The organism is Streptomyces sp. NPDC046900 (genome assembly GCF_040644975.1).
GTDB lineage: Bacteria > Actinomycetota > Actinomycetes > Streptomycetales > Streptomycetaceae > Streptomyces.
Genome location: NZ_JBEYXD010000013.1, coordinates 125,495 through 149,647 on the forward strand (window position 1 = coordinate 125,495; position 24,153 = coordinate 149,647).

The 24,153-nt window shown below is 68.7% G+C and carries 20 protein-coding genes and 1 pseudogene; 9 read left to right on the top strand and 12 right to left on the bottom strand.

Annotation, left to right across the window (positions count from 1 at the left end; genetic code table 11):
• Positions 1 to 44 precede the first annotated feature (44 nt).
• From ABZ904_RS16025 to ABZ904_RS16045, 5 genes are read left to right on the top strand one after another with little or no spacing between them, the layout of a single operon-like run.
• The gene (locus tag ABZ904_RS16025) at positions 45 to 1,565 is read left to right on the top strand and encodes an ABC transporter substrate-binding protein (RefSeq protein ID WP_361823700.1); all 1,521 of its coding nucleotides are present in this window, start codon (positions 45 to 47) and stop codon (positions 1,563 to 1,565) included.
• Complete coding sequence (locus tag ABZ904_RS16030; protein ID WP_361823702.1) at positions 1,565 to 2,530, top strand: ABC transporter permease; 966 nt, start codon at positions 1,565 to 1,567, stop codon at positions 2,528 to 2,530. The genes ABZ904_RS16025 and ABZ904_RS16030 overlap by 1 nt, the downstream gene beginning before the upstream one ends.
• The gene (locus ABZ904_RS16035) at positions 2,527 to 3,405 is read left to right on the top strand and encodes an ABC transporter permease (protein ID WP_361823704.1); all 879 of its coding nucleotides are present in this window, start codon (positions 2,527 to 2,529) and stop codon (positions 3,403 to 3,405) included. The genes ABZ904_RS16030 and ABZ904_RS16035 overlap by 4 nt, the downstream gene beginning before the upstream one ends.
• Positions 3,402 to 4,202, top strand: coding sequence for an ABC transporter ATP-binding protein (locus tag ABZ904_RS16040; protein WP_361823707.1), 801 nt, complete (start codon positions 3,402 to 3,404; stop codon positions 4,200 to 4,202). Before ABZ904_RS16035 ends, ABZ904_RS16040 begins: the two co-directional genes overlap by 4 nt.
• The gene (locus tag ABZ904_RS16045; RefSeq protein ID WP_361823710.1) at positions 4,199 to 4,963 is read left to right on the top strand and encodes an ABC transporter ATP-binding protein; all 765 of its coding nucleotides are present in this window, start codon (positions 4,199 to 4,201) and stop codon (positions 4,961 to 4,963) included. The genes ABZ904_RS16040 and ABZ904_RS16045 overlap by 4 nt, the downstream gene beginning before the upstream one ends.
• Before the next feature lie 237 nt (positions 4,964 to 5,200).
• Here ABZ904_RS16045 and ABZ904_RS16050 read toward each other — a convergent pair whose 3' ends face one another.
• Together ABZ904_RS16050 and ABZ904_RS16055 are read right to left on the bottom strand one after the other, a co-directional pair.
• Positions 5,201 to 5,554 (bottom strand): hypothetical protein, encoded by a 354-nt coding sequence (locus tag ABZ904_RS16050; RefSeq protein ID WP_361823713.1) that lies wholly within the window; start codon positions 5,552 to 5,554, stop codon positions 5,201 to 5,203.
• Positions 5,555 to 5,893: 339 nt separating this feature from the next.
• Entirely contained in the window at positions 5,894 to 6,499 is a 606-nt protein-coding gene (locus ABZ904_RS16055; RefSeq protein ID WP_361823716.1) for a TetR/AcrR family transcriptional regulator, read from the bottom strand.
• 115 nt (positions 6,500 to 6,614) lie between these two features.
• Here ABZ904_RS16055 and ABZ904_RS16060 point away from each other — a divergent pair, with 115 nt between their 5' ends.
• From ABZ904_RS16060 to ABZ904_RS16075, 4 genes and pseudogenes are all read left to right on the top strand, one after another.
• Positions 6,615 to 8,108: an APC family permease gene (locus ABZ904_RS16060; protein WP_361823719.1), complete on the top strand. Its 1,494-nt coding sequence runs from the start codon at positions 6,615 to 6,617 to the stop codon at positions 8,106 to 8,108.
• Between the two features lie 6 nt (positions 8,109 to 8,114).
• Positions 8,115 to 8,993 (top strand): carbon-nitrogen hydrolase family protein, encoded by an 879-nt coding sequence (locus tag ABZ904_RS16065; protein ID WP_361823722.1) that lies wholly within the window; start codon positions 8,115 to 8,117, stop codon positions 8,991 to 8,993.
• Positions 8,994 to 10,661: 1,668 nt separating this feature from the next.
• The gene (locus tag ABZ904_RS16070; RefSeq protein ID WP_361823807.1) at positions 10,662 to 11,639 is read left to right on the top strand and encodes a LacI family DNA-binding transcriptional regulator; all 978 of its coding nucleotides are present in this window, start codon (positions 10,662 to 10,664) and stop codon (positions 11,637 to 11,639) included.
• A gap of 246 nt (positions 11,640 to 11,885) precedes the next feature.
• A pseudogene (locus ABZ904_RS16075) lies at positions 11,886 to 12,092 on the top strand (transposase); the annotation flags it as partial.
• A gap of 600 nt (positions 12,093 to 12,692) precedes the next feature.
• On the opposite strand, the gene ABZ904_RS16080 reads toward ABZ904_RS16075, so the two are convergent.
• The 10 genes from ABZ904_RS16080 to ABZ904_RS16125 are packed head-to-tail and all read right to left on the bottom strand — an operon-like array spanning position 12,693 to position 24,039.
• Positions 12,693 to 13,529 (bottom strand): fumarylacetoacetate hydrolase family protein, encoded by an 837-nt coding sequence (locus tag ABZ904_RS16080; RefSeq protein WP_361823725.1) that lies wholly within the window; start codon positions 13,527 to 13,529, stop codon positions 12,693 to 12,695.
• The gene (locus ABZ904_RS16085; RefSeq protein WP_361003027.1) at positions 13,526 to 15,160 is read right to left on the bottom strand and encodes an FAD-dependent monooxygenase; all 1,635 of its coding nucleotides are present in this window, start codon (positions 15,158 to 15,160) and stop codon (positions 13,526 to 13,528) included. The genes ABZ904_RS16080 and ABZ904_RS16085 overlap by 4 nt, the downstream gene beginning before the upstream one ends.
• Complete coding sequence (locus ABZ904_RS16090; protein WP_361823728.1) at positions 15,157 to 17,145, bottom strand: NAD(P)/FAD-dependent oxidoreductase; 1,989 nt, start codon at positions 17,143 to 17,145, stop codon at positions 15,157 to 15,159. Before ABZ904_RS16090 ends, ABZ904_RS16085 begins: the two co-directional genes overlap by 4 nt.
• A 45-nt stretch (positions 17,146 to 17,190) precedes the next feature.
• Positions 17,191 to 18,804, bottom strand: coding sequence for a bifunctional 3-(3-hydroxy-phenyl)propionate/3-hydroxycinnamic acid hydroxylase (locus tag ABZ904_RS16095; protein ID WP_361823731.1), 1,614 nt, complete (start codon positions 18,802 to 18,804; stop codon positions 17,191 to 17,193).
• Positions 18,801 to 19,571 carry an aldolase/citrate lyase family protein gene (locus tag ABZ904_RS16100; protein WP_361003019.1) on the bottom strand — a complete coding sequence of 257 codons (771 nt, stop codon included), beginning with the start codon at positions 19,569 to 19,571 and terminating at the stop codon, positions 18,801 to 18,803. The genes ABZ904_RS16095 and ABZ904_RS16100 overlap by 4 nt, the downstream gene beginning before the upstream one ends.
• Entirely contained in the window at positions 19,568 to 20,032 is a 465-nt protein-coding gene (locus ABZ904_RS16105) for a nuclear transport factor 2 family protein (RefSeq protein ID WP_361003016.1), read from the bottom strand. The genes ABZ904_RS16100 and ABZ904_RS16105 overlap by 4 nt, the downstream gene beginning before the upstream one ends.
• Positions 20,033 to 20,034: 2 nt before the next feature.
• A complete protein-coding gene (locus tag ABZ904_RS16110; RefSeq protein ID WP_361003013.1) occupies positions 20,035 to 20,829 on the bottom strand; it encodes a fumarylacetoacetate hydrolase family protein in 795 nt (264 codons plus the stop codon).
• A gap of 13 nt (positions 20,830 to 20,842) precedes the next feature.
• On the bottom strand, positions 20,843 to 21,727 hold the full coding sequence (locus ABZ904_RS16115) for an alpha/beta hydrolase (protein ID WP_361003010.1): 885 nt from the start codon (positions 21,725 to 21,727) through the stop codon (positions 20,843 to 20,845).
• Positions 21,724 to 22,659, bottom strand: a complete 936-nt coding sequence (locus tag ABZ904_RS16120; RefSeq protein WP_361003007.1) for a 3-carboxyethylcatechol 2,3-dioxygenase — start codon at positions 22,657 to 22,659, stop codon at positions 21,724 to 21,726. Before ABZ904_RS16120 ends, ABZ904_RS16115 begins: the two co-directional genes overlap by 4 nt.
• 54 nt (positions 22,660 to 22,713) lie before the next feature.
• Positions 22,714 to 24,039 carry an MFS transporter gene (locus ABZ904_RS16125; RefSeq protein WP_361003004.1) on the bottom strand — a complete coding sequence of 442 codons (1,326 nt, stop codon included), beginning with the start codon at positions 24,037 to 24,039 and terminating at the stop codon, positions 22,714 to 22,716.
• Between the last annotated feature and the right edge of the window lie 114 nt (positions 24,040 to 24,153).

Sequence of the window (24,153 nt, forward strand, 5' to 3'; positions counted from 1 at the left end):
CGCCGACAGCCTCCCCGCACCGCAGCACGAAAGCGCCCTTCACCATGAGCCTCAAGAAGACCTCCCTGTACGGAGCCGCGACCGCGGCCACCCTTGCTCTGACATTGACCGCCTGCGGCGGCTCCGGCGCGGGTGGCAGCGCCGGGGGCGGCTCCGATGACAAGAACGCCACCGTCAACATCGGCTCGCTGTACGAGCCGCAGAACCTCGACAACACCGCTGGCGGCGGCCAAGGCGTGACCGAGGCCCTCAACGGCAACGTCTATGAAGGGCTGTTCAAGCTCACCGACGACGGCAAGGTGGAGAAGCTGCTGGCCAAGGACTACAAGGTCAGCGGGGACGGTCTCACCTACACCTTTACCCTGCGCGACGGCGTGAAGTTCCACAGCGGCAAGGAGCTCACCAGCCAAGACGTCAAATACAGCCTGCAGAAGGTCATCGCGGACGACTCCCAGTCGGCTCGCAAGAGCAACCTCGAGGTCATCAAGGACATCGCCACGCCTGACACGCGGACCGTCAAGGTCACGCTGTCGCAGAAGTCGATCTCTTTCGTCTACAACCTCTCCTACGTCTGGATCATCGACTCACAGGCCAAGAACCTGAAGACGACCGAAGACGGCACCGGCCCGTACAAGCTGGGCGAGTGGACCCGCGGTTCCGCGTTGAGCCTGGACCGGTTCGCGGGTTATTGGGGCAACGCCGCCAGGAACAAGAAGGTCGTCTTCCACTACTACAAGGACGCCACGGCCCTCAACAACGCTCTGCTGACCAACGCCGTCGACGTGGTCACCAGCGAGCAGTCGCCCGACGCCCTGGACCAGTTCAAGAGCAATCAGAACTACAAGGTCAACGACGGCAACTCCACCACCAAGCTTCTGCTCGCCTTCAACGACAAAGCCAAGCCCTTCACGGACGTCAAGGTGCGCCAGGCCGTGTCCGCCGCCATCGACGACAAGAAACTGCTGGAATCGATCTGGGGTGGCTACGGCCAACTCATCGGCTCGATGGTGCCGCCCACCGACCCCTGGTACGAGGACCTCACCAAGGTCAACGCCTATGACCCGGCGCGTGCCAAGAAGCTGCTCGCCGAGGCCGGGTACGCCAAGGGCTTCGCCTTCTCCCTCGACACCCCGAACTACGACCCGCACCCCACGGCCGCCACCTTCATCAAGTCTCAACTGGCCAAGGTCGGCATCACCGTCACGATTAACACGATCACGCCCGACGAGTGGTACACGAAGGTCTACAAGAACCACGACTTCACGGCCACGCTCCAGGAGCACGTCAACGATCGCGATCTCGTCTGGTACGGGAACCCCGACTTCTACTGGGGCTACGACAACAAGCAGGTCACACAGTGGGTCCAACAGGCCGAGGGGGCATCCACCACGGCCGAGCAGACCGCGCTGCTGAAGAAGGTCAACGAGAAGACCGCCGAGGACGCGGCCAGCGACTGGTTGTACCTGTACCCGCAGATCGTGGTCGCCAGCAGCAAGCTGTCGGGCTACCCCCTCAACGGCCTCAACTCCCAGTTCTACGCCTACGACATTGAGAAGAAGGGATGATGGCGCGTTACCTTCTGCGCCGGCTCGTTTTCCTGGTGGTGTCGTTGGCCCTCGCGAGCGTGGTGCTGTTCGTGCTGCTGCGCATGCTGCCCGGCGACCCGGCCAACGCACTCACGGCGGTGGGCGCGAGTCCCGAACAGATTGCCGCGGCACGGCACTCCATAGGGTCCGACAAGCCGCTGCCCGAGCAGTTCACCCACTGGCTCGGGCAGCTGGCGAGCGGCGACCTCGGCACCTCCTTCGTCAGCTCGCTGCCGGTCGGACCCGAGGTCGCCTCTCGGCTGAACATCACCATCCCGCTCACCCTCGCCGCCTTCGTCCTCGCTGTCCTCATCGCCGTGCCCGCCGGATTCATCGCCGCGCACAAGCGGCGCACCTGGTACGGCGCCCTGCTCAGCGGCGTGTCCCAGCTCGGCATCGCCGTCCCGGTGTTCTGGCTCGGCATGATTTTTATCGCCGTGTTCGCGCTGAACGCGGGCTGGCTTCCGGCGGGCGGGTTCCCGCAGGACGGCTGGTCCGAGCCCGCGGACGCGATCCGCTCCCTCGTTCTCCCGGTCGTCACCATCGCCCTGGTGATGAGCGCGTCCCTGATCCGCTACGTCCGCTCAGCGACCCTCGACGTTCTGGACAGCGACTATCTGCGCACCGCCCGTGCCCTGGGATCGTCGTTCGGACGCGCGATGTGGCGGCACGGTCTTCGCAACGCCTCCGTGCCGGTGATCTCCGTCCTCGGTATCGAGCTCGCCTCGACCCTGCTCGGCGCGGTCGTCGTGGAGTCGGTGTACGCCCTGCCGGGTCTCGGTTCGATGCTCGCCACCGGCATCGCCCAGCACGACTACCCGGTCATCCAGGGCGTGCTGTTCGTCTCCACCCTCGGTGTGCTGCTCATCGGCTTCGCCGCGGACCTGCTCCAGCGGATCATCGACCCGCGGCTGCGCGGACGGCTCTCGGGAGGTGCCCGGTGATTCCGGCCGACGCACTCGAAGCGGCGCGGCCTGCGGGGACACCACAGGGCGGGCGCCGCTCCCGCGTCTCCGCCACGCTGGTCGTCGGCTCCGTCCTCGCCGGCCTCATCGCGCTGCTCGCCGTGGTCTCCCTGTTCTGGCTGCCCTATCCCGCCGACGACACCTCCGGCGGACGGCTGACGGGACCGGGCGGGGGACATCTGCTGGGTACCGACAAACTCGGCCGTGACCTGTTCACCCAGGTGATGACCGGCTCCCGGATCGCCGTCGAGGCGGGCCTGGGGTCCGTGCTCATCGCCGCCACCATCGGCATCGTGCTCGGCGTGCTCGCCGCGTTCGCGCAGGGCTGGCTCGACGACACGCTCTCCGCGTTCCTCGACATCCTGATCGCGTTCCCGACGCTGCTGCTCGCGATGCTCATCGTCGCCGCGCGTTCGGCGACCCTGGGATCCGCCGTCCTCGCCATCGGTCTGGCGCAGAGCGCCGTCGTCGCCCGCCTGGCACGCATCCTGGTCAAGCGCGTCCTGACGCAGGACTACATCACTGCCGCTCGCACCTCCGGCACGTCCTGGTCGCGCATCGTGCTCGGACACGTCCTGCCCAACATCTGGCCCACCCTCGTGGTCAACCTGGCCCTGCAGTTCGGGCTCGCCGTGCTGGCCGAGGCGGGCCTGTCGTACCTGGGGCTGGGCGCCCCACCGCCCAACGCCTCATGGGGTCGCATGCTCCAGGAGGCCCAGGCCACCTTCACAACTGCCCCCGCCGGCGCCCTCGCCCCCGGCATCCTGCTCGTCCTGCTCGTGGTCGGCGTCAATCTCATCGCCGACGGTCTGCGGGAAACCCTCGATCCGGCGACCGGTCGGAGGCGCTCATGACCTTCCTGGACGTACGCGGGCTGACCGTCCGGACCGCCGAGGGCAGAGTCCTGGTCGACGACCTGTCCTGCACCGTGGCCGGTGGTGAACGGCTCGGCCTCATCGGCGAGTCCGGGTCCGGCAAGTCGCTCACCACGCTGGCGGTCCTCGGCCTGCTGCCCAGTGGCATGACCGCCACCGGCAGCGTCGAACTCGCCGGCACCCAGATCGTCGGCGCGACCGAAAGGGCGCTCACTTCGGTGCGCGGCCGGGACGCCGCCGTCGTGTTCCAGGAGCCTCTCACCGCGCTCGACCCGTTGATGCGCGTGGGACGGCAGATCGCCGAGCCCCTCGCCAGACGCAGGGGCCTCAGGGGCGCCGCGCTGCGCGACGCCGTCGGCGACATGCTGGCACAGGTACGGCTGCCGGAACCCGAACGTGTCGCCCGCGCCTTTCCGCACGAGATCTCGGGCGGACAGAGGCAGCGCGTCGCCCTGGCGATGGCCTTGGCCTGTGACCCAGGACTTCTGATCGCGGACGAGCCGACTACCGCGCTGGACGTGTCGGTGCAGGCGGAGATGCTGGATCTCCTCGACACCCTCGTGCGGGAACGGGGAATGGCGGTGATCTTCGTCAGTCACGACCTGGCCGTCGTGGCCCGGGTGACCGACCGGGCTCTGGTGATGAAGGACGGCCGGGCGGTCGAGACGGGAACCGTCCACGACCTCGTCCGCTCTCCGCGCGCGGAGTACACCAAATCGCTCGTGGCCAGCGCCCGGACGCTGGAGGCCGCTCTGGATCTGAGGAGCCCGCGGTGACGCCCGTACTGGAACTGACAGACGTGGCGCTGCGCCACCGGGGGAGCGCGGTCGACGCGGTGCAGGACATCTCGCTGGCCGTCGAAGCGGGGCGCAGCCTTGCCCTCGTCGGCGAGTCGGGGGCGGGCAAGACGACGCTCCTGCGCCTGCTGCTGGGGCTGGCCCGGCCCACCGCCGGGACTGTCCGCTTCGACGGTGCCGACCTGTCCCTGCGCGACCGGGAGCAGATGCGCCGGTTCCGGCGCAGCGTGCAGTGTGTGTTCCAGGACCCGTACTCCTCGCTCGACCCGCGTCGTCGCGTGGGTGCCGTCGTGGCGGAGCCGTTGCGCTCCCTCGGTATCGACACACGGTCCTCCGCCGTGCCGAAGGTGGCGACGGCCCTGGAACGGGTCGGGCTCCCGGCCGACGCGATGGACCGCTACCCGCACGAGTTCTCCGGAGGGCAGCGTCAGCGGATCGCCATCGCCCGCGCCACGGTGTGCCATCCACGAGTGCTGCTGGCCGATGAGCCCGTCAGCGCACTCGACGTCACCACCCGGGTCAAGGTCGTCGACCTGCTCGCGGAACTCAAGCAGGAACAGGGGCTGACACTTGTGATGGTCTCCCACGACCTGTCGGTCGTGGCGTCCCTGTGCGAGCGGACCGCCGTACTGGAGCACGGCCACGTCGTGGAGCAGGGCGACACGGCTCAGGTGCTGGGCCACCCGGCGCACCCCTACACCCGCCGCCTGATCGACAGCGTGCCGCGACTGCCCGCCTGAACCCGGGCCCGAGCGACGCCACGCGGACAAGGCTCGGCCGAAGCGCTCGGGCTGACCCGCGGACCATCCACTTGATCAGGGCCTTGGTGTTTGCGCCTGGCACGCGAAAATCCCACGTGGGGGTGCCGGAGGGGGCACGGCGAGCTGCGCGTTCCGGGGATCAAGGTGGCTGCTTCCACGGTCTGGGAGATCTTGAAGGATGACGGCATCGACCCGGAGCCCGCTCAACCCGCCAGGTCAGGCTGAATCGCCGAGAGCCCGCCTGGCTTCAGTCCACAGTCGCTCGAACTCCTCCTCGGAGATCTCGGCTGCCTCGGGCTGGTCCTGCCAGCCGTCCATGAGGCCTTCGGCGAGAACGCCGTACTGCCGTTCATAGCGGAACATCGCCGCGAGATCGGCATGATCACGCAGGTGCAGCACCTCTTCCAGAGAGGCCGCCGTCACTGGTCGCGAGTCCTTCCCTCGCACCTCAACCTGTCGCGCTGCCCAGCCCTCGTCGGCGGCTTCGAAATACAGCCACAGGTCTTCGTCCTCGTAGTAGGTGCGAAACCAGGTCGTCATGCCGCCATCCTGGCCCACGACCTTGACCAAACACATAGGGGCACCCCCCCGTGATAGGCCTGCTTCTGCTCGCAAGGGCGGAGGCAGGCCTGTTTCCCCCGTGACAGGCCCGCCTCGGCTCGCAAGGACCGGCCTGGGCGCCCAACACGTGGCAGGGCGCCCAGGCCACTTCGGTGGGCTGGGTGACAAGGGCCGCTCTTCAACCTTGCGGTAGCGTCGCCGGGTCATCGGGCGTGCGGAGGCTTGCCGCCGGCGGCGTGCCTGGGCTGGTTCACCGGTGGGCCGGGTGAGATCGGTCGGCTGTGGGGGCCCCGAGCCGGGCAGTGGGCCGGGCCGCGGCTCGATCGCGGCGATGATGCTTGGCCGTTGTCATGGGTGGCTCGCCAGGTCGTGGCCGGTGACGGCGCGGGCGTAGGCCCGCAGGGCGGTGACGACTTCGGTGCGGGTGCGGCGGCCGGCAAGGATCTCCATCTGGTAGCCGTCCTCCATGGCGACGAAGCTCGCCGCGAGGAGGCGGGGCGGGTCCACCAGGGCGAAGTGCCCCTGGGCCTGTCCCAGCGTTAGCACGCCGTAGTAGACCGCGATCTGGCGCTCGGTCAGTGAACTGTCGAGGGCGGCTGCTTTCGCGTCGCGCAGGCAGCGCGGCCAGTACTCGAAGAGCAGCCGCGTCAGCGTGTCGTCCGGCCCGGTGGCCGGGCCGTGGTCGATGCAGGCGCGGAGCCGGTCGCGGGCGTCGGTGAAGCGTTCGGCCGCCTGCTCCCGTTGCTGGCTGTAGCGCTCGATGGCCTGCCGGTAGGTGTCGTAGACGAGCGCGTCGAGGTCGCCGTAGTAGAGCACGGCTGCGGGGGTCACCCCGGCTTCCTCGGCGATGTCGCGCAGGCGCAGCCCCTCCAGGCCGCGCACCAGCAGCGCCCGCTGCACGGCCGCGCTCAGCTCTGCCCGGCGGGCTTCCTTACCCTTCTTCCCTGCGGCCATGACCTCCCTTTCTTTCATCTCACGTTCAATCGTATCGATCCATCCATTGACGAGCTGGCCGGTTAGTTCTTAAATCCGCGTTTAACAACTGTCGGCCCGTCCCCCGGGAGCCCTCGTGACAATCAACCCCACCGACGTCGAGGCCAGACCCTCCCTCCGGGGCAAGGGCCTGGCGTCCGATTCGATCGGCCTGCTGTCGATGGTCTCCCTCGGCCTCGCCTCGGTCGCCCCGGCCTACAGCATCACCGTCACCCTCGGTCTCGTAGTCCTCTCCGTCGGCCACCTGGCACCGGCCGCACTGCTGATCGGCTTCGTGCCGATCCTCTGCACCGCCTACGCCTTCCGCGAGCTCAACCGGGTGATGCCGGACTGCGGCACCAACTTCGTCTGGATCACCAGATCCTTCGGCCCCTGGCTCGGCTGGATCTTCGGCAACTGGATCCCGCAGATCGCCACGGTCATCGCGATGACCGCCCTGGCCCAGGTCGGCGCGATCAACCTGCTCTCCCTCCTCGGTCTGAGCGGCCTGGCCGGTCAGACCCTGCCTGTCACCTGCCTCGGAGCCGCGCTCATCGCGCTGGTCACCGCCGTCGGTTACCGGGGCGTCCAGCTCTCCGCCGCCGTGCAGACCGCCATGGTCGCCCTGCAACTGACAGCCCTGATCGGGTTCGGCGTCGCAGCCATCGCCCGGCACGGCGCCAGCGCTCCCAGCCCCGCCTGGCTGAACCCCTTCGGCTTCCATGGCAGCGGGCCGTTCGCCGAGTCCGTGCTGCTCTGCCTGTTCATCTACTGGGGGTGGGACGCCGCGCTGACCGTCAACGAAGAGTCCCGCGACCGCACCCACGCGCCGGGACGGGCCGCCGTCATCTCCACCCTCGTCCTGCTCAGCACATACCTCTTCACGGCGGTCGCCGCGCTCAGCTTCGCTGGGACCGGAGCCAGGGGCCTCGGGCTCGGCAACCCGCACAACGCCGCGGACGTGCTGGCCACCCTCGCGCCCGCGGCCCTCGGCGGGCCGCTGGCCAAGGTAGTGCAGCTCGCCGTCACCCTGTCAGCCGTCGCCGCCCTGCTCACCTGCATCGTGTCCACCGCGCGCCCCAACGTCTCAGTGGCCGTGCACGGTGCGCTGCCCAAGACCTTCGCCCGGGTGCACCCGCGCTTCCACACCCCCACCGTCGCCACCGTTTTCACCGGCGTGCTGTCGGTCGCATTGCTGGCGGGGCTGAGCTACGCGGCGCCGTCCTTCCTCAGCGACGCAGTGCTCTCCATCGGCCTGCTCGTCTGCGCCTACTACGGCGCCACCGCCTTCGCCTGCGTCTGGCACTTCCGCAGCCAACTGCGCACCTCGACACGGGCCTTGGTGTTCCAGGGCGTGCTCCCGTTCGCGGGCGGCCTGATGATGCTCGCCGCTTTCGCCCGCAGCGCCGTGGACATGATCCAGCCCGGCTACGGCAGCACCTCGATCGACGGCGTCGGCGGCGTGTTCCTGCTCGGCGTCGGCTCGATCGTCCTCGGTCTGCTGGTCACCACCGTGATCCGGCTCCGCTTCCCGGACTTCTTCCGCCACGGACGCCGTACCGTCACTGACATCCTCGTCACGGAGGACTGAACCACCATGCGCACACTCGCCATCGCCGCCGTCCAGACTCGACCAGTCGCCCACGACCCCGAGGCGACCCATCACCGCTTCCGGGAGCAGGTCCTCGCCGTGCGCGACCTCTTCCCACACGTCCAACTCGTCGTCGTACCCGAGCTCCTGCTCGCCGCCGAGCCACCGCTGCTGGAGAGCAGGGACGGCTGGATGCAGGAGGTCGCCGTGCCAGTACCCGGGCCGCTCACCGACCGCTTGTGCGCCCTGGCCCGGGAAACCGGGCTGTGGCTGGTGCCCGGCTCGGTCTTCGAACGCGCCGAGGACGGGAAGATTTACAACACAGCCCTCGCCATATCCCCCGAGGAGGGCATCGTCGCCCGCTACCGCAAGATCTTCCCCTGGCAGCCCTACGAACAGGCCGCTCCCGGAAACGAGTTCACCGTCTTCGACATCCCCGGCGCCGGGCGCGTCGGCCTCGCCATCTGCTACGACGGCTCTTTCCCGGAGACCATGCGCCAACTCGCCTGGCTGGGCGCGGAAGTGGTAATCCAGCCGACCTTGACCACCACCCGAGACCGAGAGATGGAGCTGGTCTGCGCACGCGCCAACGCTTGGACCAACCAGCTCTACGTCGTCAACGTCAACGCCGCCGACCCGGCCGGCGTCGGCACCAGTGCAATCGTCGACCCCGAGGGCATCCTCCGGCAGCAGGCGGGCCCCGGCGAGGAGATCCTCATCGACGTCCTCGACCTGGACACCGTCACGCGCGTCCGCGCGTTCGGCTCCGCCGGGATCAACCGGCCCTGGGCCCAGCTCGCCCGCTACGGCGCCAGGATCGAGCTACCGATGTACGGCGGCACATTCCACACACCGCACTGGCTGAACGACGAAACCTCACAGTAGCCGCAGACGCGCCAAGCCGACACTACCCACCGTCAGTACCCGGCGACCGCCAGGTCGCCGGGTACTCGCACGTGCTTCCCGATCCCCACCCTCCCCACACCGTTGACCAGCTCAGTCAAGTGGACCGAGAGCACGGCCGGGGAACTTCGCGGATTAGCATCACCCGCACGTAACGCTGCGCCCTGCCCCAAGCTCCTCGCCCAGGGCATGACCCAGCCCACCCCGAACCCGACGCGGACACCAAGGAAAACGAGCTGGTCGGGCAGTTCAACAACAGAATTCCTCGCCTCCGACAACACCCACCTCACGCGGGCCACGCCTTGATCACAACCAAATACGCGCGCTAGTTCCGTACTACTAATTCCGTTCCGTCTTGACGGTCCGCCAGGTCGAGGAGGACGTTTTCGATGCCACGGCCGCAGCTCCGCCCCAGGCGGGTCTATGGCCCTGCGCTGCCGCTTCACCGCCGGAGGCACGACCATGGCACGGATCCGTCTGACATTCGAATCCCTGACACTGTTCCAGGACGAAGAGGCCGGCGACACCCACATGGCGGTGTACGCCACGGTCATGGACACGGCTGGCAATCAACTGGCCGCGTTCCGCTGGAACAACCAGTCCCAGAAGGTCGACGAGGTCCGCAGTTACAGCCTGCAGGTCGACACGACGAATTCACCGGTGGTCGATTTCGAACTGGACTCCGTCGCCAGGATCACCGTCAACGCCTATACAGACGACGACAAACCGTGGCCTGACGCAGGCGGACACGAGAACTTCCTCGGCGCCGCGGATGCGCTGATCGACCCGCGCGATCCCAGCACGCTGGGACGTCTCCTGCTGGGCCCGACCACCACCGACCAGGGCAACACCGGCTACGACATGACGGTGCAGGCCCGCGTGGTGGAACCGTCACAACGCGCCCAGATACGCCTGACCTTCAAGGACCTGCTTCTACTGGAGGACGAGGAGGTTGGTGACACGCATGTGGCCGTCTACATCTACGCCTTCGCCCCGGCGCAGGGCGGGGTGGAGGCCATCGACCAGGAGTTGCTGCGCTGGAACAACGACGGAGCCAAGGTCGACGAGGTGCACAGCTATCCGATGAGCAAGGCTACCGTCACCCCGGTCGTGGACCTGACCGTGGGTGGGCCGACCCAGATCGCCGTGCTGGGCTACGCCGACGACGACCATGACTGGCCCGACAACGCCACCCACGAGAACCTGCTCGGCGGCGCCGTGGCGGTCATTGACCCCGCCGATCCTCTCACCCTCGGCAACCGGCAGTTGGGCCCCACGGAGACCGACAACGGCAACGCCGGCTTCCTGGTCACCATGACCAGCGAGGTCCTGCCGCCCGACGCCACCCCGGACCTGGAGATCACCGGTCTGGAAGTCACCCAGGCCATCCAGCACTTCCACTCCACGCTTGGCGACGACAACTCCCTGCCCCTGGTCGCGGGCAAAGCGACCCTCGTGCGGGCCTACCTCGACTCCGGAATCGACCCCAGCGAGGGCGGCGGCACCGTCGACGGGGTTACCGGCACCCTGACCGTCAACGGCGACGCCTTCAGCACCGGCCCCACCGACCCCATGACGGCCCGCCCGATCGCCCAGGTCGACCGCGGCAACATGCCTGACCAGCGGCGCCCCGCGCGTTCAGCGCCGACCATGCGCGATGTGGCCGCCATGGCCCACGTCAGTGCCATGACGGTATCGCGGGTCCTGCACAACGACCCGCGTATCACCGAGATGACCAAGCAACGCGTACTGAACGCGATCGAAGAACTCGGATACCGACGCGACGAAACCGCCCGCAACCTGCGCCTGGGCCGCAGTGCCGGGCTGATCGGCCTCGTCGTCCCCAACCTCGCCAACCCCTTCTACTCCCAATTCGCCCTCGGTGCGGGGGAGACCGCAGAGAAATTCGGCATCAACCTCGTCCTGGCCAACACCGCAGAAGACCCACGGCGCGAGATCCGTCTCGTCGATGACCTGATCAGCCGCCGAGTCGACGGGCTGATCGTGGTACCGGCCGACAATGACCACCGACACCTCGATCCGGTAAAGCTCCATCATCTTCCGCTGGTGCTCGCTGCCCGTCCACCCGTCGGCGTGGAAGCGGACTGCGTGCTGGTCGATGACTTCGGCGGCACCCGAGAGGCGATTCGCCTGCTCATCGCACGGGGCCACACCAAAATCGGATTCCTCGGCCTGCCGCCATCGGCATATACCGGAGCCGAGCGACTGCGCGGATTCCGCGCCGCGATGGACGAGGCGGGCCTGCCCGTCGACGAGCAGTACGTCCACTACCACCAACGAGACATCGCCACCGCAGAGCAAGCGACGAGGGCCCTGCTGGCGCTCCCCGATCCACCGACCGCGTTGTTCTCGGCCAATAGCCGTAACACCATCGGGACCATCCGCGCCGTCAACAACACAGGCGCTTCGACCGTCCTGGCAGGCTTCGACGACTTCGAACTTGCCGACATGCTCGGCCTACCGCTGATCGTGGTCGCCTACGACCCCGGAGACGTCGGACAACGTGCCGCCAACCTGCTCATCGATCGACTCAACGAAGACGACAACCCGTCGCCACCCAGACGAGGCGTGGTACCGACCTCGGTTGTCGAATACGGCGACCAATGACCCTGCGCTTGCCGAACACCTCGTCTGCCCTGGTCATGCGGCATGTCGGTACTCGTGGAGGAGGCCGTCATGCTCGCTGACCGGGATGGGTGTGTCTCAAAGATCGTGTAAGTCCGTGACGTGACAGTGTGGCGAGGGATCGCTGCAGGCCCCTGGCCTCCGGATCGGACGGACATGAGTGACGCCGAGAACCCGGCTGTCGAGCCGGTCGACAACGAGCTGGTGGATGAGGTCGTCGAGCGGTTGATGGACCGTGCCGATGTCTCCGGGGTGGCCTGCTGGGCGAGCGGGCTGCTGACCGAGGTGACCCGGGCCCTGCTGGAGCGGGCCCTGGCAGCCGAGATGAGCGGGCACCTGGGCTACGAGAAGAATGATCCGGCCGGCCAGGGATCGGGCAACAGCCGTAACGGAACCTCGCCCACGACGGTGCTGACCGATGCCGGTGCGGTGCAGGCCGGCCTACGTGGCCGTGGGGGTCGACATGGACGACTGCAAGGACGTGTTCCAGTTTGTCGAGCCGGGCATGGAAGATGTCCGACTCATCCCGTCGACCTTCTGCGTCAAGTACTGGGTAGCGGGACAGGAGACAGAACAGGCTGTCTGGTTGGCCCGTGCGAGGTGTACGGGCCCGATTTCGGAAGTTCAACCGAGGTTGTGGCGTAGTAGTGGCGTGCGCGGCCAGCAGTCTCAGATGTGGAGCTTCCCTTGTGCCACCACAACCGTATCGTTAGCCGTCAACTCGCCCCTCGGACACTCGCTACAGCGATACGCAGATGAGGGTCTCGACCTGACGGTCGCGGCCCTACCTGTATGTTTGTAACTGATCGTGACCCCGAGGGCCTCGTAGAGCGGGCCCTTCTTCTTCGCGTTGACGGCGTGGACGCCTTGCGCGATGTCCCCGAGCCTCTCAGTGATCTCCCGGATCTGGCCGACGGTGAGCGGCGTTTCCTTCTTTCGAGTGGTGGCGGGTGGCGTTTCGCGCTCTTTGCGCGCCGTCTCCTTGTTCGCCTGTGGTAGCCGCTCTGATGCCTGGGGCTGCCGCCCTACGCCAGGTCAGGAGACGTCGCGGACGGTGTTGCGAAGCGTACCGAGTTTGCTGGCTTCGACTTCGACGACGTCACCGTCGACGATGAATCCCGGCGGCTCCATGAAGAGCCCGACACCGCCCGGCGTGCCGGTGACGATGACGTCGCCGGGGGAGAGCGGCGTGAACGCGGTGACGTACTCGATGATCGACGGAATATCGTTGATCAGGTCGGCGACCTTGCCGCGCTGGCGTACCTCACCGTTGACCCGGGTCGTAAGCTCAAGTTCGGTGACATCGCCGACCTCGTCGGCTGTTACCAGACAAGGACCGAAGCCACCGGTCCCCGGCCAGGTCTTGCCAGGCAGCCACTGACTGGCGGCACGCTGCCAATCGCGCACCGAGAAGTCGTTGTACACGGCATAGCCGGCGACGTGGTCGTAGGCCTCGGCCTTGGAGACCTGATGCGCGGGCTTGGAGATGACCAGAGCCACCTCGCCCTCGTAGTCGAACTGCGCGGAGTCCGCCGGCTTGAGGGCGTCCTCGCCATGCCCCATCTGGCTGTCGGCGTAGCGGGCGAAGACGACCGGGGCCTGAGGAGCCGCCTTGCCGATCTCCTCCTGGTGGGTGCGGTAGTTGACCCCGATGCAGATAATCTTGCCGGGCTCCGGGATGACCGGAGCGAGGCGCACATCACTGAGCGCCACTGGGCGATCGGTGTAGTGCGCCAAGGAATCGAGGGCGTCAGCTGCGATGGCCTCAGCGAGCGAAGGTGCTGTCGGGGTCGCGTCATAGACGGTCTCGGCGTCGAGACGCCCCCAGGCGATGCTGTGGTCGGCGCGGTAGTAGCTGACGAACTTGCTCATCGGGTGCTCCTGTTCAGTGGTGGGCGAGAGTGCGGGATTCCGGAGTACGGATCAGTGCGTCGGGAGCGATCATCGATGAAGGCGCGGAGGCGCTCGACGACGCGTTGCTCGCCGGCGGAGTCGAATACCGCCGCGACGTAGCGGTCGGGACGTACCGCGACGAAGACCGGAAGAGTGCCGGCGCCGGCGGTGAGCACCGCGGTGGTCTCGGTGACCATGCCGTCGATCGGCTCGCCGCCCGGTGCCCGGACGCACACCCGGTTCGCGCCGATTGCGTCCCAGTACGCATCGACCGCCGCGTCGGGCGGACCTCCGATCTGCAGCAGCGCCCACCCGCGCCCGAGGTGGGCGTCGAGTCCGCGTTCGGCACCGGTGGCGTCGTGTACGACCGGTTGGCTCAGGGCGCGGCCGACGGCCACGGTGTCGAGGGTGACGCCGTGGGCCGCAACGGCGACTCCGGCGGTGCAGTCGGGTGGTGCGATGAAGCGCATGTTGGCGAGGAATGCGCGTACGCGGGGGATCAGGCTGACCGTGCGGACGACGGTGTCGCGTACGCGCGTGACCACCGGGTGGGTCGCCATGACGACCGCGCCGATGCGGCGCGAGACCCTCACCATCGCGGCTCCGTGGGTGCGGCGCTCGACCTCGTACGAGTCCAGCAGCCGCTCGGTCGCGCCGCCGGTGATCGCCTCGATCAGCTTCCAGGTGAGGTTGGTCGCGTCGCGGATACCGGCGTTCAGGCCCTGGCCCGCGAACGGCGGCATCAGGTGCGCGGCGTCACCGACGAGGAACGTGCGCCCCGCACGGTACGTCCGCGCGACACGCTGGTGGGCGATGTACACGACCGCGCGGCGCACGTCATCCGGCGTCAGCTCGGCCCGGAAGCGCGGCACGACCAGCTCGCGGATCCGCTCCGGCGTCGTCATCTCATCGGGGTCCTCGTCGTCGAAGAGCATGAACTCGATCCGCAGGCGTCCCTTGACGCCGGGCACGAGCACGTACGGCCGCTCCCCGTCGCCGTGGAATTCGGCGAACGGGTCCCGCGCGCGCGGCTCGTTGTGCAGATCGACGACGATCCACCGCTGCGGTTGGGTGGTACCGGCCAGATCGATCCCGACCGCCCGGCGGGTGAAGCTGCGTCCGCCGTCGGCCCCGATCAGCCAGTCGGCGGTCAGAGTCTGCGTCTTCTCTCCGATCGTCACGGTCACGCTGATTCCGTCGCTGTCCTGCGTGACCGCGGTCGCCTCGGTGTCGCGCAGGAACTCGAGCCCCTCGTGCGCGACTGCTCGCTCCCACAGCAGCCGCTCCAGGATCGGCTGGTCGAACTGGGTCTTCGCGGGATGCCCCAGCCGCGACGCGACCGGCCTCGCCTCGAGCAGGAGGCGGTCCCCGAGCCCGAAGTAGCGACTGCCGGTGTCAAGCAGGGACTCGGCCTTGAGCGCGTCGGCCACACCGAGCTGCTCAAGTGTGCGGAACGACTCGTCCTGGAGGCTGATCGCGCGAGGCAGGTCGCCCGGCTCTGTCTCCTTCTCCACGAGCGTCGTACGCACCCCCGCATCGGCGAGCAGGAGAGCGGCGACGAGCCCGATCGGACCGGCACCCACCACGAGCACGTCACGCCGCTCGGTCACGACGTCGCCTCCGGTCGTGGGCGGAGCGTGAAGTCGGTGTCGAAGTCGGCGCCCCGTGTCAGCTTCCAGTACTCGAGATGGCTGTACGGCCATACCTGCGAGACCCGGCCGCGGGAGTTCTTGTACCAGGTGCGTACCTGCGGCTGCCCCCATGCACGCTCGGCATTGCCCTGGTCGATCCACGCGAGGAAGCGGTCCAGGGTCTCCTGCTTGACCTCGAGCGACGCCGCCCCGCGGCGCAGCATCTGGTGGATCGCCTCGGTGGTGAACTCGACCCCGCACTCGATCATGAAGTGGAACTGGCCGTGCACCACGTAGTTCGTGTTGGGCCCCTGGATGAGGAAGAGGTTCGGGAAGCCGGGCACGGAGATACCGGCCCAGGCCGTCGCATCACCGTTCCAGTGCTCCTTGAGTGTCTGCCCGGACGGCCCGGTGACCACGATCGGGCCGAGGTAGTCGGACGCCTTGAACCCGGTCGCGTAGACCACGGCGTCGACCGGGTGCTGCTCGCCGTCGGCAGTGACGATGCCGTCGGACGTGAACCGCTCGATGGGTGAGGTGACGAGCTCGGCGTGCTCCCGGTGCAGTGCGCGCGCCCACACGCCGTTGTCGCGGAGCATGCGCTTGCCGCCGGGGGGATACGCGGGCACGACGACATCCAGCATGTCGGGACGGTCCGCCCACTGCTCGCGCATGATTGCGGTGAGTGCCTCACGCACCCGCAGGTTGGTTGCCGATACCGAGTCGGCGCGATCCCACCTCGGATCGACCTTGACGGTGTGCAGCCGTCCCGTGCGCGCACCCCAGAACGCCTGGAAGCGGAACCACTGCCCGTAGTACGGGACGTGCTCGCTGAGCCAGGCCAGGGCCGGCGGTGTCGCGTCGTGGTAGTTCGGGGCGGGAACCGTCCACGGTCCGGACCGCTGGAAGACTTCGAGGTGGGCGACGCGGTCGATGATGCCCGGGACGATTTGGTAGGCGCTGGCGCCGGTGCCGACCACCGCGACGCGCTTTCCGGTCAGGTCCACGTCGTGGTCCCACCGCGCGGAGTGCATCTGCACGCCGCCGAAGTCGTCCTGTCCGGGGATCTCCGGGATGTTCGGCTTCTCCAGCTGCCCGGTCGCGGCGACGACGGCGTGGAACCGCCGGTACTGCTCGACGCCGTCGCGCCGTACGACGACCACCCAGGTGGCCGATGTTTCGTCCCAGGTCATCGAGATGACCTCGGTGTTGAACTCGATGTGCTCGCGCAGCTTGGCACGATCGACGATCTCGACGGCGTACGCCTCGATCTCCGCGCCCTCGGCGTACGCGTTGGGCCAGTCGGCCCGCTGCGCGAAGGAGAAGCTGTAGCCGAAGGTCGGGGTGTCGAGACGTACGCCGGGGTAGGTGTTGGCCAACCAGGTGCCGCCGACGTCGGGGTGCTTCTCGAACGCGACGAACCGTACCCCCGCCTGCTTGAGCCGGTACATCGCTGCGATGCCGCTCATCCCGGTGCCGATGACCGCGACTTCGAAGTCGCGGTCGGGTGCGAGCTCGTCGATGTGCCAGGTCGGTGCTCCCGGACGCTGCGCGACCAGGTCGAGCTCGTGCATCATCAGTGCCGCGTCCTCGGCACTTGCCCCGCCCGTGATGAAGTCGACCATGGTGCGTGCTTCCGCGGGCTCCAGCAGACGGGGCCGGGTGAGCCCCTCATCGCGGACGCGCTTGAGCGCGGACAGCGCGAGCTCACGCGCATGCGCCTGCGCGGCCCCGCTCATGCCGCCGTGCGCAGGCGGGGTCGTGTCGACGGGAGGAAGCGGGGGGCGCAGCTCCGCCGGGATCAGCCTGTGATCTCCGGTCAGAGCTGCCAGCGCCGTGAGCAGCGACGGCAGGTCGGCCTCTGCAACGATGCGTTCGAGGAAGACGTCGTCCTCCGTGATGGGCGTGTACTCGTCGCGCCAGTACACGTCGTCGATCTGGGCGACCTCGCTCGGGTCGGTCATCAGCCCTCCGTCGTGTTCGGGGGTTCTCTCGGGGATATGCCGGGATCACGCGATGCAGGCGGCCTCGAAGACCTGGCCGAGTACGTCGTCGAGTTCTTGGGCGAGGCACTCGGCGGCGATCACATGGTCGGGGCGGATGATGACGGCGCCGACCGGGCGTGCGTCGAACCAGGCCTGCAGGCCCGACTCGCCGCCGAGGTCGCCGATGACGGTGACGCCGGCCGCGGCCTGCTTGCGTGCCCACGGCAGTTGCACCTTCGGCACCACCTGCACGAGGCGGGCGCCGAGGCGATCGAGCACGGCGAGCCGCTCCGCCGACAGCAAGGCCCTCGGGTCGTTGTTCCAGGTGATCACACGCCAGCCCTGCCCGGTGGCCTCGTCGAGCAGCATCTCCACGCCGTCCGCGTCGGTGGCCTGCGGCTGCGGGAAGATCGAGCCGGCGAGACGCGGCACGTCGCGGGCCGGCAGCGTCTTGAACGCTGGCAGCGGCGTGTGCACCACGACGCCCTGTTCGAACTTCGGCTGGGGCTTGAACGCCTGCCGCTTCTGCGCCTCCCGCTCCTCGGGGGTGCGGTTGGCCGCGATCCGGTCGCGCTCGGCGGCCTTGACAGGATCGTGGTCCGTCATCTCCTTCGCCATCCCGAGGGAGACCGCCACCATCTGCCTGACGTGGCCGAGCCGCTCGGTCTCGTACGTATCCAGCAGCCCGTCCCCGGAGTGGCCCTTGACGACGGTGGCCAGCTTCCAGCCGAGGTTGAAGGCGTCGCGGATCCCGGAGTTCCAGCCCTGGGCGCCGACGACCGGCATGACATGGGCGGCGTCGCCGGCGAGGAAGATCCGCCCGTGCCGGAACTGCCCCGCGATGCGGGCGTGGTGCCGGTAGACGCGCCGCCGGATGATGTCGAGTCTGGACGGGTCCGGCACGTGGGGTGCCAGCAGGCCGAAGATGTACTCGTCGTTGTCGACGTCGGCCTCGGTCTCGTCCTCGAAGAGCGTGAACTCCCAGCGCCGGATGCCGTGGGGCAGTGCGATGGAGGCGTAGCTGCGGGCCGGATCCCCGCCGAAGACGGCGTGCGGCGTGCCGATCGGGTCGTTGGCGACGTCGATCACGATGCCGTCGGTCGGCCGGGTCTCGCCCTCGAACGAGATGCCCAGGCGTTTGCGGGTGGGCGAGGCTCCGCCCTCGGCGGCGACCACGTACTGCGCACGCACCGTGCCGCCGTTCGCGAGGGTGGCGACCACGCCGTCCGCGTCCTCGACCAGGACGGTGACCTCGACACCGAACCGTGCGGTGGCGTTCGGGAAGCGTTCCAGGCCGGCGAGCAGCACCTGGTCGACCAGCGGCTGCACGAAGCCGTTGCGGCGCGGCCAGCCGAACTCGCGTGTCGTCGGGTTCACTTCGGAGAGGATCGTCCGGTCCCCGTTGACCATGTAGATCTTCTGGTCGGGGATGGTGTGGGGAAGCACCTCGTCGACCAGGCCCGCGGTCTGCATCGCGCGCAGTGCCTCGTCGTCGATGCCCACGGCCCGCGGGTAGTCGATGAGCTCGTGCTCCCGCTCGACGACCAGGACGTCGATGCCCTGCTGCCCGAGCAGGTTGGCCAGGGTCAGGCCGACGGGGCCCGCACCGACGACGAGGACGTCGCAAGCGGTGGTCATGAGTTGCTCCCAGTGGATCGTGCCGAGTCCAGCGCGGCGATGGTGTCGCCGAACGCGCGGTTCAGCAGGACGAGATCGATGCCGAGGCCCACGTAGTCGACAAGGCCGTCGGCGAACAGGCCGGCCGCGTACTCCGGCCGGCCGGAGTAGATGCCGAGGGTGACGCCGTGTGCGGTCGTCACCTCGCGCAGGTACGCGATCGCCTCGCGCACGGGGCCGTCCTCCCAGTCGCCGCGTCCGGGCAGGCCGTGGGAGACGGCCAGGTCGGCCGGCCCGATGTAGACCGAGTCCAGGCCCGGGGTCGAGACGATCTCTTCGGCACGCTCGACGCCGGCCTTCGTCTCGATCTGGGCGATGGCGGACACCGCGCGGTTGCCGGCCTCGGTGTACGAGTCACCCGGGTACAGCGCCGGCCTGGACGGACCCAGGCTGCGGTTCCCGACCGGCGGGTATTTGGTGGCGGCGACCAGAGCCTCGGTCTGGGACCGGGACTCGACGGTGGGCGCGACGATGCCGCGGGCCCCGCTGTCGAGCAGCCGCAGGATGGGGGCGGGATCCAGCGAGCCCACGCGCGCGTACGCGTAGGCGTTGTCCCGCGGAATCGAGCGCAGGATCCCGCATGCCGCCTCGAGCCCCAGCTCGCCGTGCTGGAGGTCGAGGACCACCCCGTCGTAGCCGGCTGCCGCCGCCCACTCGGGCATCGCGAAGGACGGGACCGACTGGTGGTACAGGACGGGGTTGGCGCCGCCGGGCGCTGCCTGCTTCACTGCGCCGAACCTTCCCGCCCGGCCAGCCGCGCGGCGTGCGCCGCGGCCGCCTTGCCGCCGAAGACCGGCACGATCTCGCGGCGGGCGAACCGCCATTGCCCGTCGACCTTCCGGTACCGCTCGCGGAACTCGCCGACCGAAGCGGGCTGCGTCTGCGGCTCGTTGGTGTCGCGGAACGTCAGGTACTGCACCGTTCCCTCGACCTCCTCGCCGTCCCATACGAGGCGGATCCCGCCGATGAAGTGCCGGCCGACGATGTCGGTCTGCTTGGCGCGCTTGGCACCCCAGGCCTTCATGGCCTCGCGGTCCATGTCACCCAGCGGGCCGACCGAGACGCCGTCCTCGGTGTACAGCTCCCAGGTGGTGTCCGCCTGGTTGTGGTCGAGGCGGTAGAGCATCTCCGCGACGAGCTGCTCGATCTCGACGCGGGTGGTCGCGTCGACGGGGCGGTAGTCGCTCATGTTCAGCCTTTCGAATCCGCGGTCGCGACGACGCGACCGAGTCCGGTGATGGTGGCGACGCACTCGACGTCGGCGGGCCACGGCTCGATGTAGCCGATGGACCCGGACAGCAGCACCTCGCCGGCGCGCAGCGGCTCGCCGGTGCGGATCGCGGTCTCGGCCAGCCAGATCACCGCGTTGACCGGGTCCTCGAGCACGTTGCCGCCGACGCCCCGGGTGATCTCGGTGTCGCCGCCCGTGATGACCATCTCCACCTTGGTCAGGTCGACTTCGCCGTACGGGTGCTGCTCCTCGCCGAGGACGATGCCGCTGCAGCCGGCGTTGTCCGCGATGGTGTCGACGATCTGCCCGACCGATCCGTCGTAGCGGAAGTCGACGACCTCGAACGCGGGGGTCACGTAGTCGATCGCGGCCTCGACGGCCTCGCGGGTGGCCTCGAGGATGTCGGTCCTCAGCACGAACGCGACCTCGGCCTCGATCAGCAGGTGGTTGTACCTGGACAGCGGAAGGTGCGTTCCCGAGGCATGCACCATGTCGTCGTGGATGATGCCGTAGTCGGGCTCGGAGATACCCACGCGCTCCTGCACGAGGGGGTTGGTCAGGCCGACCTTGCGGCCCACCCGCTTCACGCCCAGCTCGCGCTCGCGGAGGGCGGCGAACTCGGCAGAGATCGCGTAGGCCGCGTCGAGATCGTGCTCGGGGAGCCGGGGGCTCACGTACGGCACGGTGTACACGTCGCGCTTCGCCTCGAACAGCTCGCGCGCGATCTGGGTGATGGTCTCCTGGGCGACGCTCACGTCGGTCCTTTCCTCAGGCATGTTTCTTCAGGAAGGCGACCGCCGCGGCGTTGAACTCCGGGGCGCCCTCCCACTGCGGCCAGTGCGCGGCGCCGCGGATCAGCAGGTACTCGCCGTCCGGGATCAGCCCGCACAGGCGCTCGCCTTCGGCCTCGTCGCCGGTCGGCTCGTTGTCGGTCCACACCATCAGGGCCGGGACCGGGACCGCCGCGAAGTCGTCGTCCGTCACCCGGTTGCGCCGGCGTCGCTCCGGCTCCCGCAGGGCTGACACGTACGCCATGCTGAACCCGTCGCGGGCGTAGATCGCCTGGCGGACGCGTACGAGCTCGTCGGTGATCTTCTCCGGATCGTGGATGACGACCTGCAGGCGCTTCTTCACGTTGTCGAAGGTCGGCTCGCTCACCGCCTGGGTGCTCACCGACTGCGTCCTGTCCAGCTGCGGTTCGCCGATCATCCGCCCGCCCGGTGCGGACAGGATCACCGTGTGCAGCCGGTCGGGGTGCTTCGGCGCGAACTTCAGCGCGAGCCAGCCGCCGAGCGACTCACCGGCGAGGTGCACGCGCTGAAGTGCCAGTGCGTCCAGCAGCGCGAGCAGGTGCTCCTCGTAGTCGCGGATCTCCAGGGGATGGTCGGACAGCGACGTGTACCCGTGGCCCGGGTAGTCGTAGCCGACCACCCGGAAGCCCGCCTCGACGAACGCGCGGATGTTCTGCGTCCACGCCTCGATGTGGCCGCTGGTGCCGTTGGCGAGCACCACCGTCTGCGCCTCGGGGCCCGCTCCGGCGAAGTCGAGCACCCGGGTGCGGTAGCCGCCCGCGTCCACGTACCGCAGCGTGTGCTCCAGGTCCGCGATCTCCTCCCAGAAGGTCGCGAAGTGTGTCCTTCCCGCCTGGCTCATGCGGTCACCGCCGCCTGGATCGCGAAGCCGGCGCCCCACTTCTCGACCGCCCAGTAGTGGTCGACGGCGAGGCGGTACGGGCCGGCGGTGGACAGCGCCGCGTAGGCGGCGATCCAGCTGCGCATCTCGTGCGCGGCCGAGCCCCCCTCCGCCATGAACCAGCCGTTCTCCCAGCCGTCGACCGGGCTCAGGTCGCCGGAGCGGAGCACATCGAGTACGAGCGTGTCCCACTCCTCGTTCAGCGGGTCGCTCGGCGCCTTGCCGTCGGCGATCGCCTGGATGCCCTTGACGATCATCTGTTCACGCTCGTGCCGCTCCTCGGGTGAGGGCGCGTACGCGACCAGGCGCTCGTGCACGGTGCCGGGGGCACCGTCCCAGCGCGGGATCGGCGGGCTGTGGGAGATGCCTCCCGAGGCGAGGAACAGCACCTTCTTGTCCATCGCCTGGGCGGCCCGGCCGAACGCCTCGCCCATCAGCCGCACCCGCTGCATCGGCGAGAGCGGCAGGCCGATCGCGTTCACGAACACCGGCACGATCGGCTGCGTGAAGCCCTTCCCGAACACGAAGTCGAGCGGCTGGACCACGCCGTGGTCGACCGTCATCCGCTCGCTGCGCCCGATGTCGATGCCCTCACCCAGCACTGCCGCGTGGAAGGCCCGGGCGGCATCGCCGTCGACGGGGAGCGGTCCCGCGGTGGTGCCGTAGTCACCGATGCCTTCGGCGACCGCACCGATCACCCACGGGGTGATCAGGGAGTAGAGCTGGCCGTTGAAGTGGTCGGGCCCGAACACCACGACCAGGTCGGGGGCGTACTCGGCGACGAACCCCCTGACCTCGTCGATGGCGGAATTGATCTCGGCGAATGTCTCCCCGCCCGGGTCGACATTGCCGAAGGACGGCGCATGGGAGAGCGCTGCGACGGCCAGCGGCATGGAGTGGTTCCTCTTTCTCGAAAGTGGCGGATTTCCCGGAGTGGTGAGCGGCTGCTACGCGGACATACCGGCGAGCACGGGCTGAGCGGCATCCGGTGCGTCGGAGCGGCGCAGGCCCAGGTGCAGGGCCAGGACGCAGAGGCCGGCGACGAGCATGGGCAACGCGAAGACGGTGAAGGCCGCCCCCATCCCCATGCCCGCGTCGAAGGCCGCGCCGCCGACGATCGGCGCCGCGATGCCGCCGAATCGGCCGGCGCCGATGACGACACCGAAACCGGTAGAGCGGGCCAGCGTCGGGTACAGCGTCGGGACGATCGCGTAGAAGGCGGCGGTGCCCGCGCAGACGAAGAACGACGCCAGGAACAGGGTCCACCAGGCGGTCGGCATCCCCGGGCCGGCGATGCCGAACAGCGACAGGGCGGCGGTGGCCACGACCAGGAAGACCGGGGTGAGGAAGCGGACGTTGAACTTGCCGCCGAGGTAGCCGAAGAGCACGTTGCCGAGGATGCCGCCGACGCTGAAGGCGGTGACGAGCTGCGAGGCGAGCGCCGGGTTGTGATTGGCGTCCGCGACGGTGCTCGGCGCCCAGTTCGTCATGAAGTAGAAGCTGAGCATGTACGCGACGTACCCGACGATCATCAGCAGCGTGAAGAAGCCGGTCCGGCCGGTGAACACGATGCGCAGCGAGCCCTTCGCCTTGACGCTCGTCGAGTCCGACTCCGGGAGCGCTTCGAGTGCGGGGCGGTGCATCTTCGTCAGGAGCGCGTTGAGCCGCTGCAGTGAGTCCGTGCGACGGCCCTCGGAGAGCCAGGCGAGCGATTCGGGGAGGAAGGCGAACGTGGCGGCCGCGGCGATCGCGCTCAGGGCGAACCCGACCCACCAGCCCAGCTGCCAGCCGTGCGCACCCAGCATCGGGCCCACGATCATGGAGCCGAGCAGCCCGCCGATGTTGATCGCGGCGGCGTAGACGGCCATCACCAGTGAGTACACGCGCTTGCCTGTGTACTCGGCGAGGATGACGCCGGCCACGGCCACCAGGGAGCCGAGGCCGATGCCGGTGACGATGCGACTGACGACGAGGGGGCCGGTCCCGGTCTCCGGCGTGGCGAACGGGCCGATGAGCATGCCGATCGCGATGGTGACCGTGGAGATGACGCCCATCTTGCGTCGGCCGATGCGGTCGGCGAGTGGCGCGACGATGACCGAGCCGACGAGCATGCCGACCAGGGCTCCGGACATGACGAGTCCGAGCTGGGCCTTCGACACCCCGAAGCCTTGCTCGAGGTACGGGGCGGCGAACGACGTCAGGGAGACGTCATAGCCATCGAGCACGACAAGGGCGATCGTGATGACGACGGCGCGGATCTGCAGTCCGCTCATCTTCCCTTGAACGACTTGATCGGTGACCTTCATGGGCGGCCTCTCTGCGTCGAGGATCGCGCGGACCGGCGTCATTGCCGCCCGCGGAGTCGGGGGACCGCATCCCGGGCCGCG

Bases quoted from the DNA above. Each gene is read 5' to 3' on its own strand.
- ABZ904_RS16080 (WP_361823725.1), bottom strand. From the start codon at position 13,529: ATGAGCAAGTTCGTCAGCTACTACCGCGCCGACCACAGCATCGCCTGG.
- ABZ904_RS16070 (WP_361823807.1), top strand. From the start codon at position 10,662: ATGCGCGATGTGGCCGCCATGGCCCACGTCAGTGCCATGACGGTATCG.
- ABZ904_RS16030 (WP_361823702.1), top strand. From the start codon at position 1,565: ATGGCGCGTTACCTTCTGCGCCGGCTCGTTTTCCTGGTGGTGTCGTTG.
- ABZ904_RS16025 (WP_361823700.1), top strand. From the start codon at position 45: ATGAGCCTCAAGAAGACCTCCCTGTACGGAGCCGCGACCGCGGCCACC.
- ABZ904_RS16095 (WP_361823731.1), bottom strand. From the start codon at position 18,804: ATGACCACCGCTTGCGACGTCCTCGTCGTCGGTGCGGGCCCCGTCGGC.
- ABZ904_RS16040 (WP_361823707.1), top strand. From the start codon at position 3,402: ATGACCTTCCTGGACGTACGCGGGCTGACCGTCCGGACCGCCGAGGGC.
- ABZ904_RS16120 (WP_361003007.1), bottom strand. From the start codon at position 22,659: ATGCCGCTGGCCGTCGCAGCGCTCTCCCATGCGCCGTCCTTCGGCAAT.
- ABZ904_RS16065 (WP_361823722.1), top strand. From the start codon at position 8,115: ATGCGCACACTCGCCATCGCCGCCGTCCAGACTCGACCAGTCGCCCAC.
- ABZ904_RS16090 (WP_361823728.1), bottom strand. From the start codon at position 17,145: ATGACCGACCCGAGCGAGGTCGCCCAGATCGACGACGTGTACTGGCGC.
- ABZ904_RS16105 (WP_361003016.1), bottom strand. From the start codon at position 20,032: ATGAGCGACTACCGCCCCGTCGACGCGACCACCCGCGTCGAGATCGAG.
- ABZ904_RS16125 (WP_361003004.1), bottom strand. From the start codon at position 24,039: ATGAGCGGACTGCAGATCCGCGCCGTCGTCATCACGATCGCCCTTGTC.
- ABZ904_RS16055 (WP_361823716.1), bottom strand. From the start codon at position 6,499: ATGGCCGCAGGGAAGAAGGGTAAGGAAGCCCGCCGGGCAGAGCTGAGC.
- ABZ904_RS16115 (WP_361003010.1), bottom strand. From the start codon at position 21,727: ATGAGCCAGGCGGGAAGGACACACTTCGCGACCTTCTGGGAGGAGATC.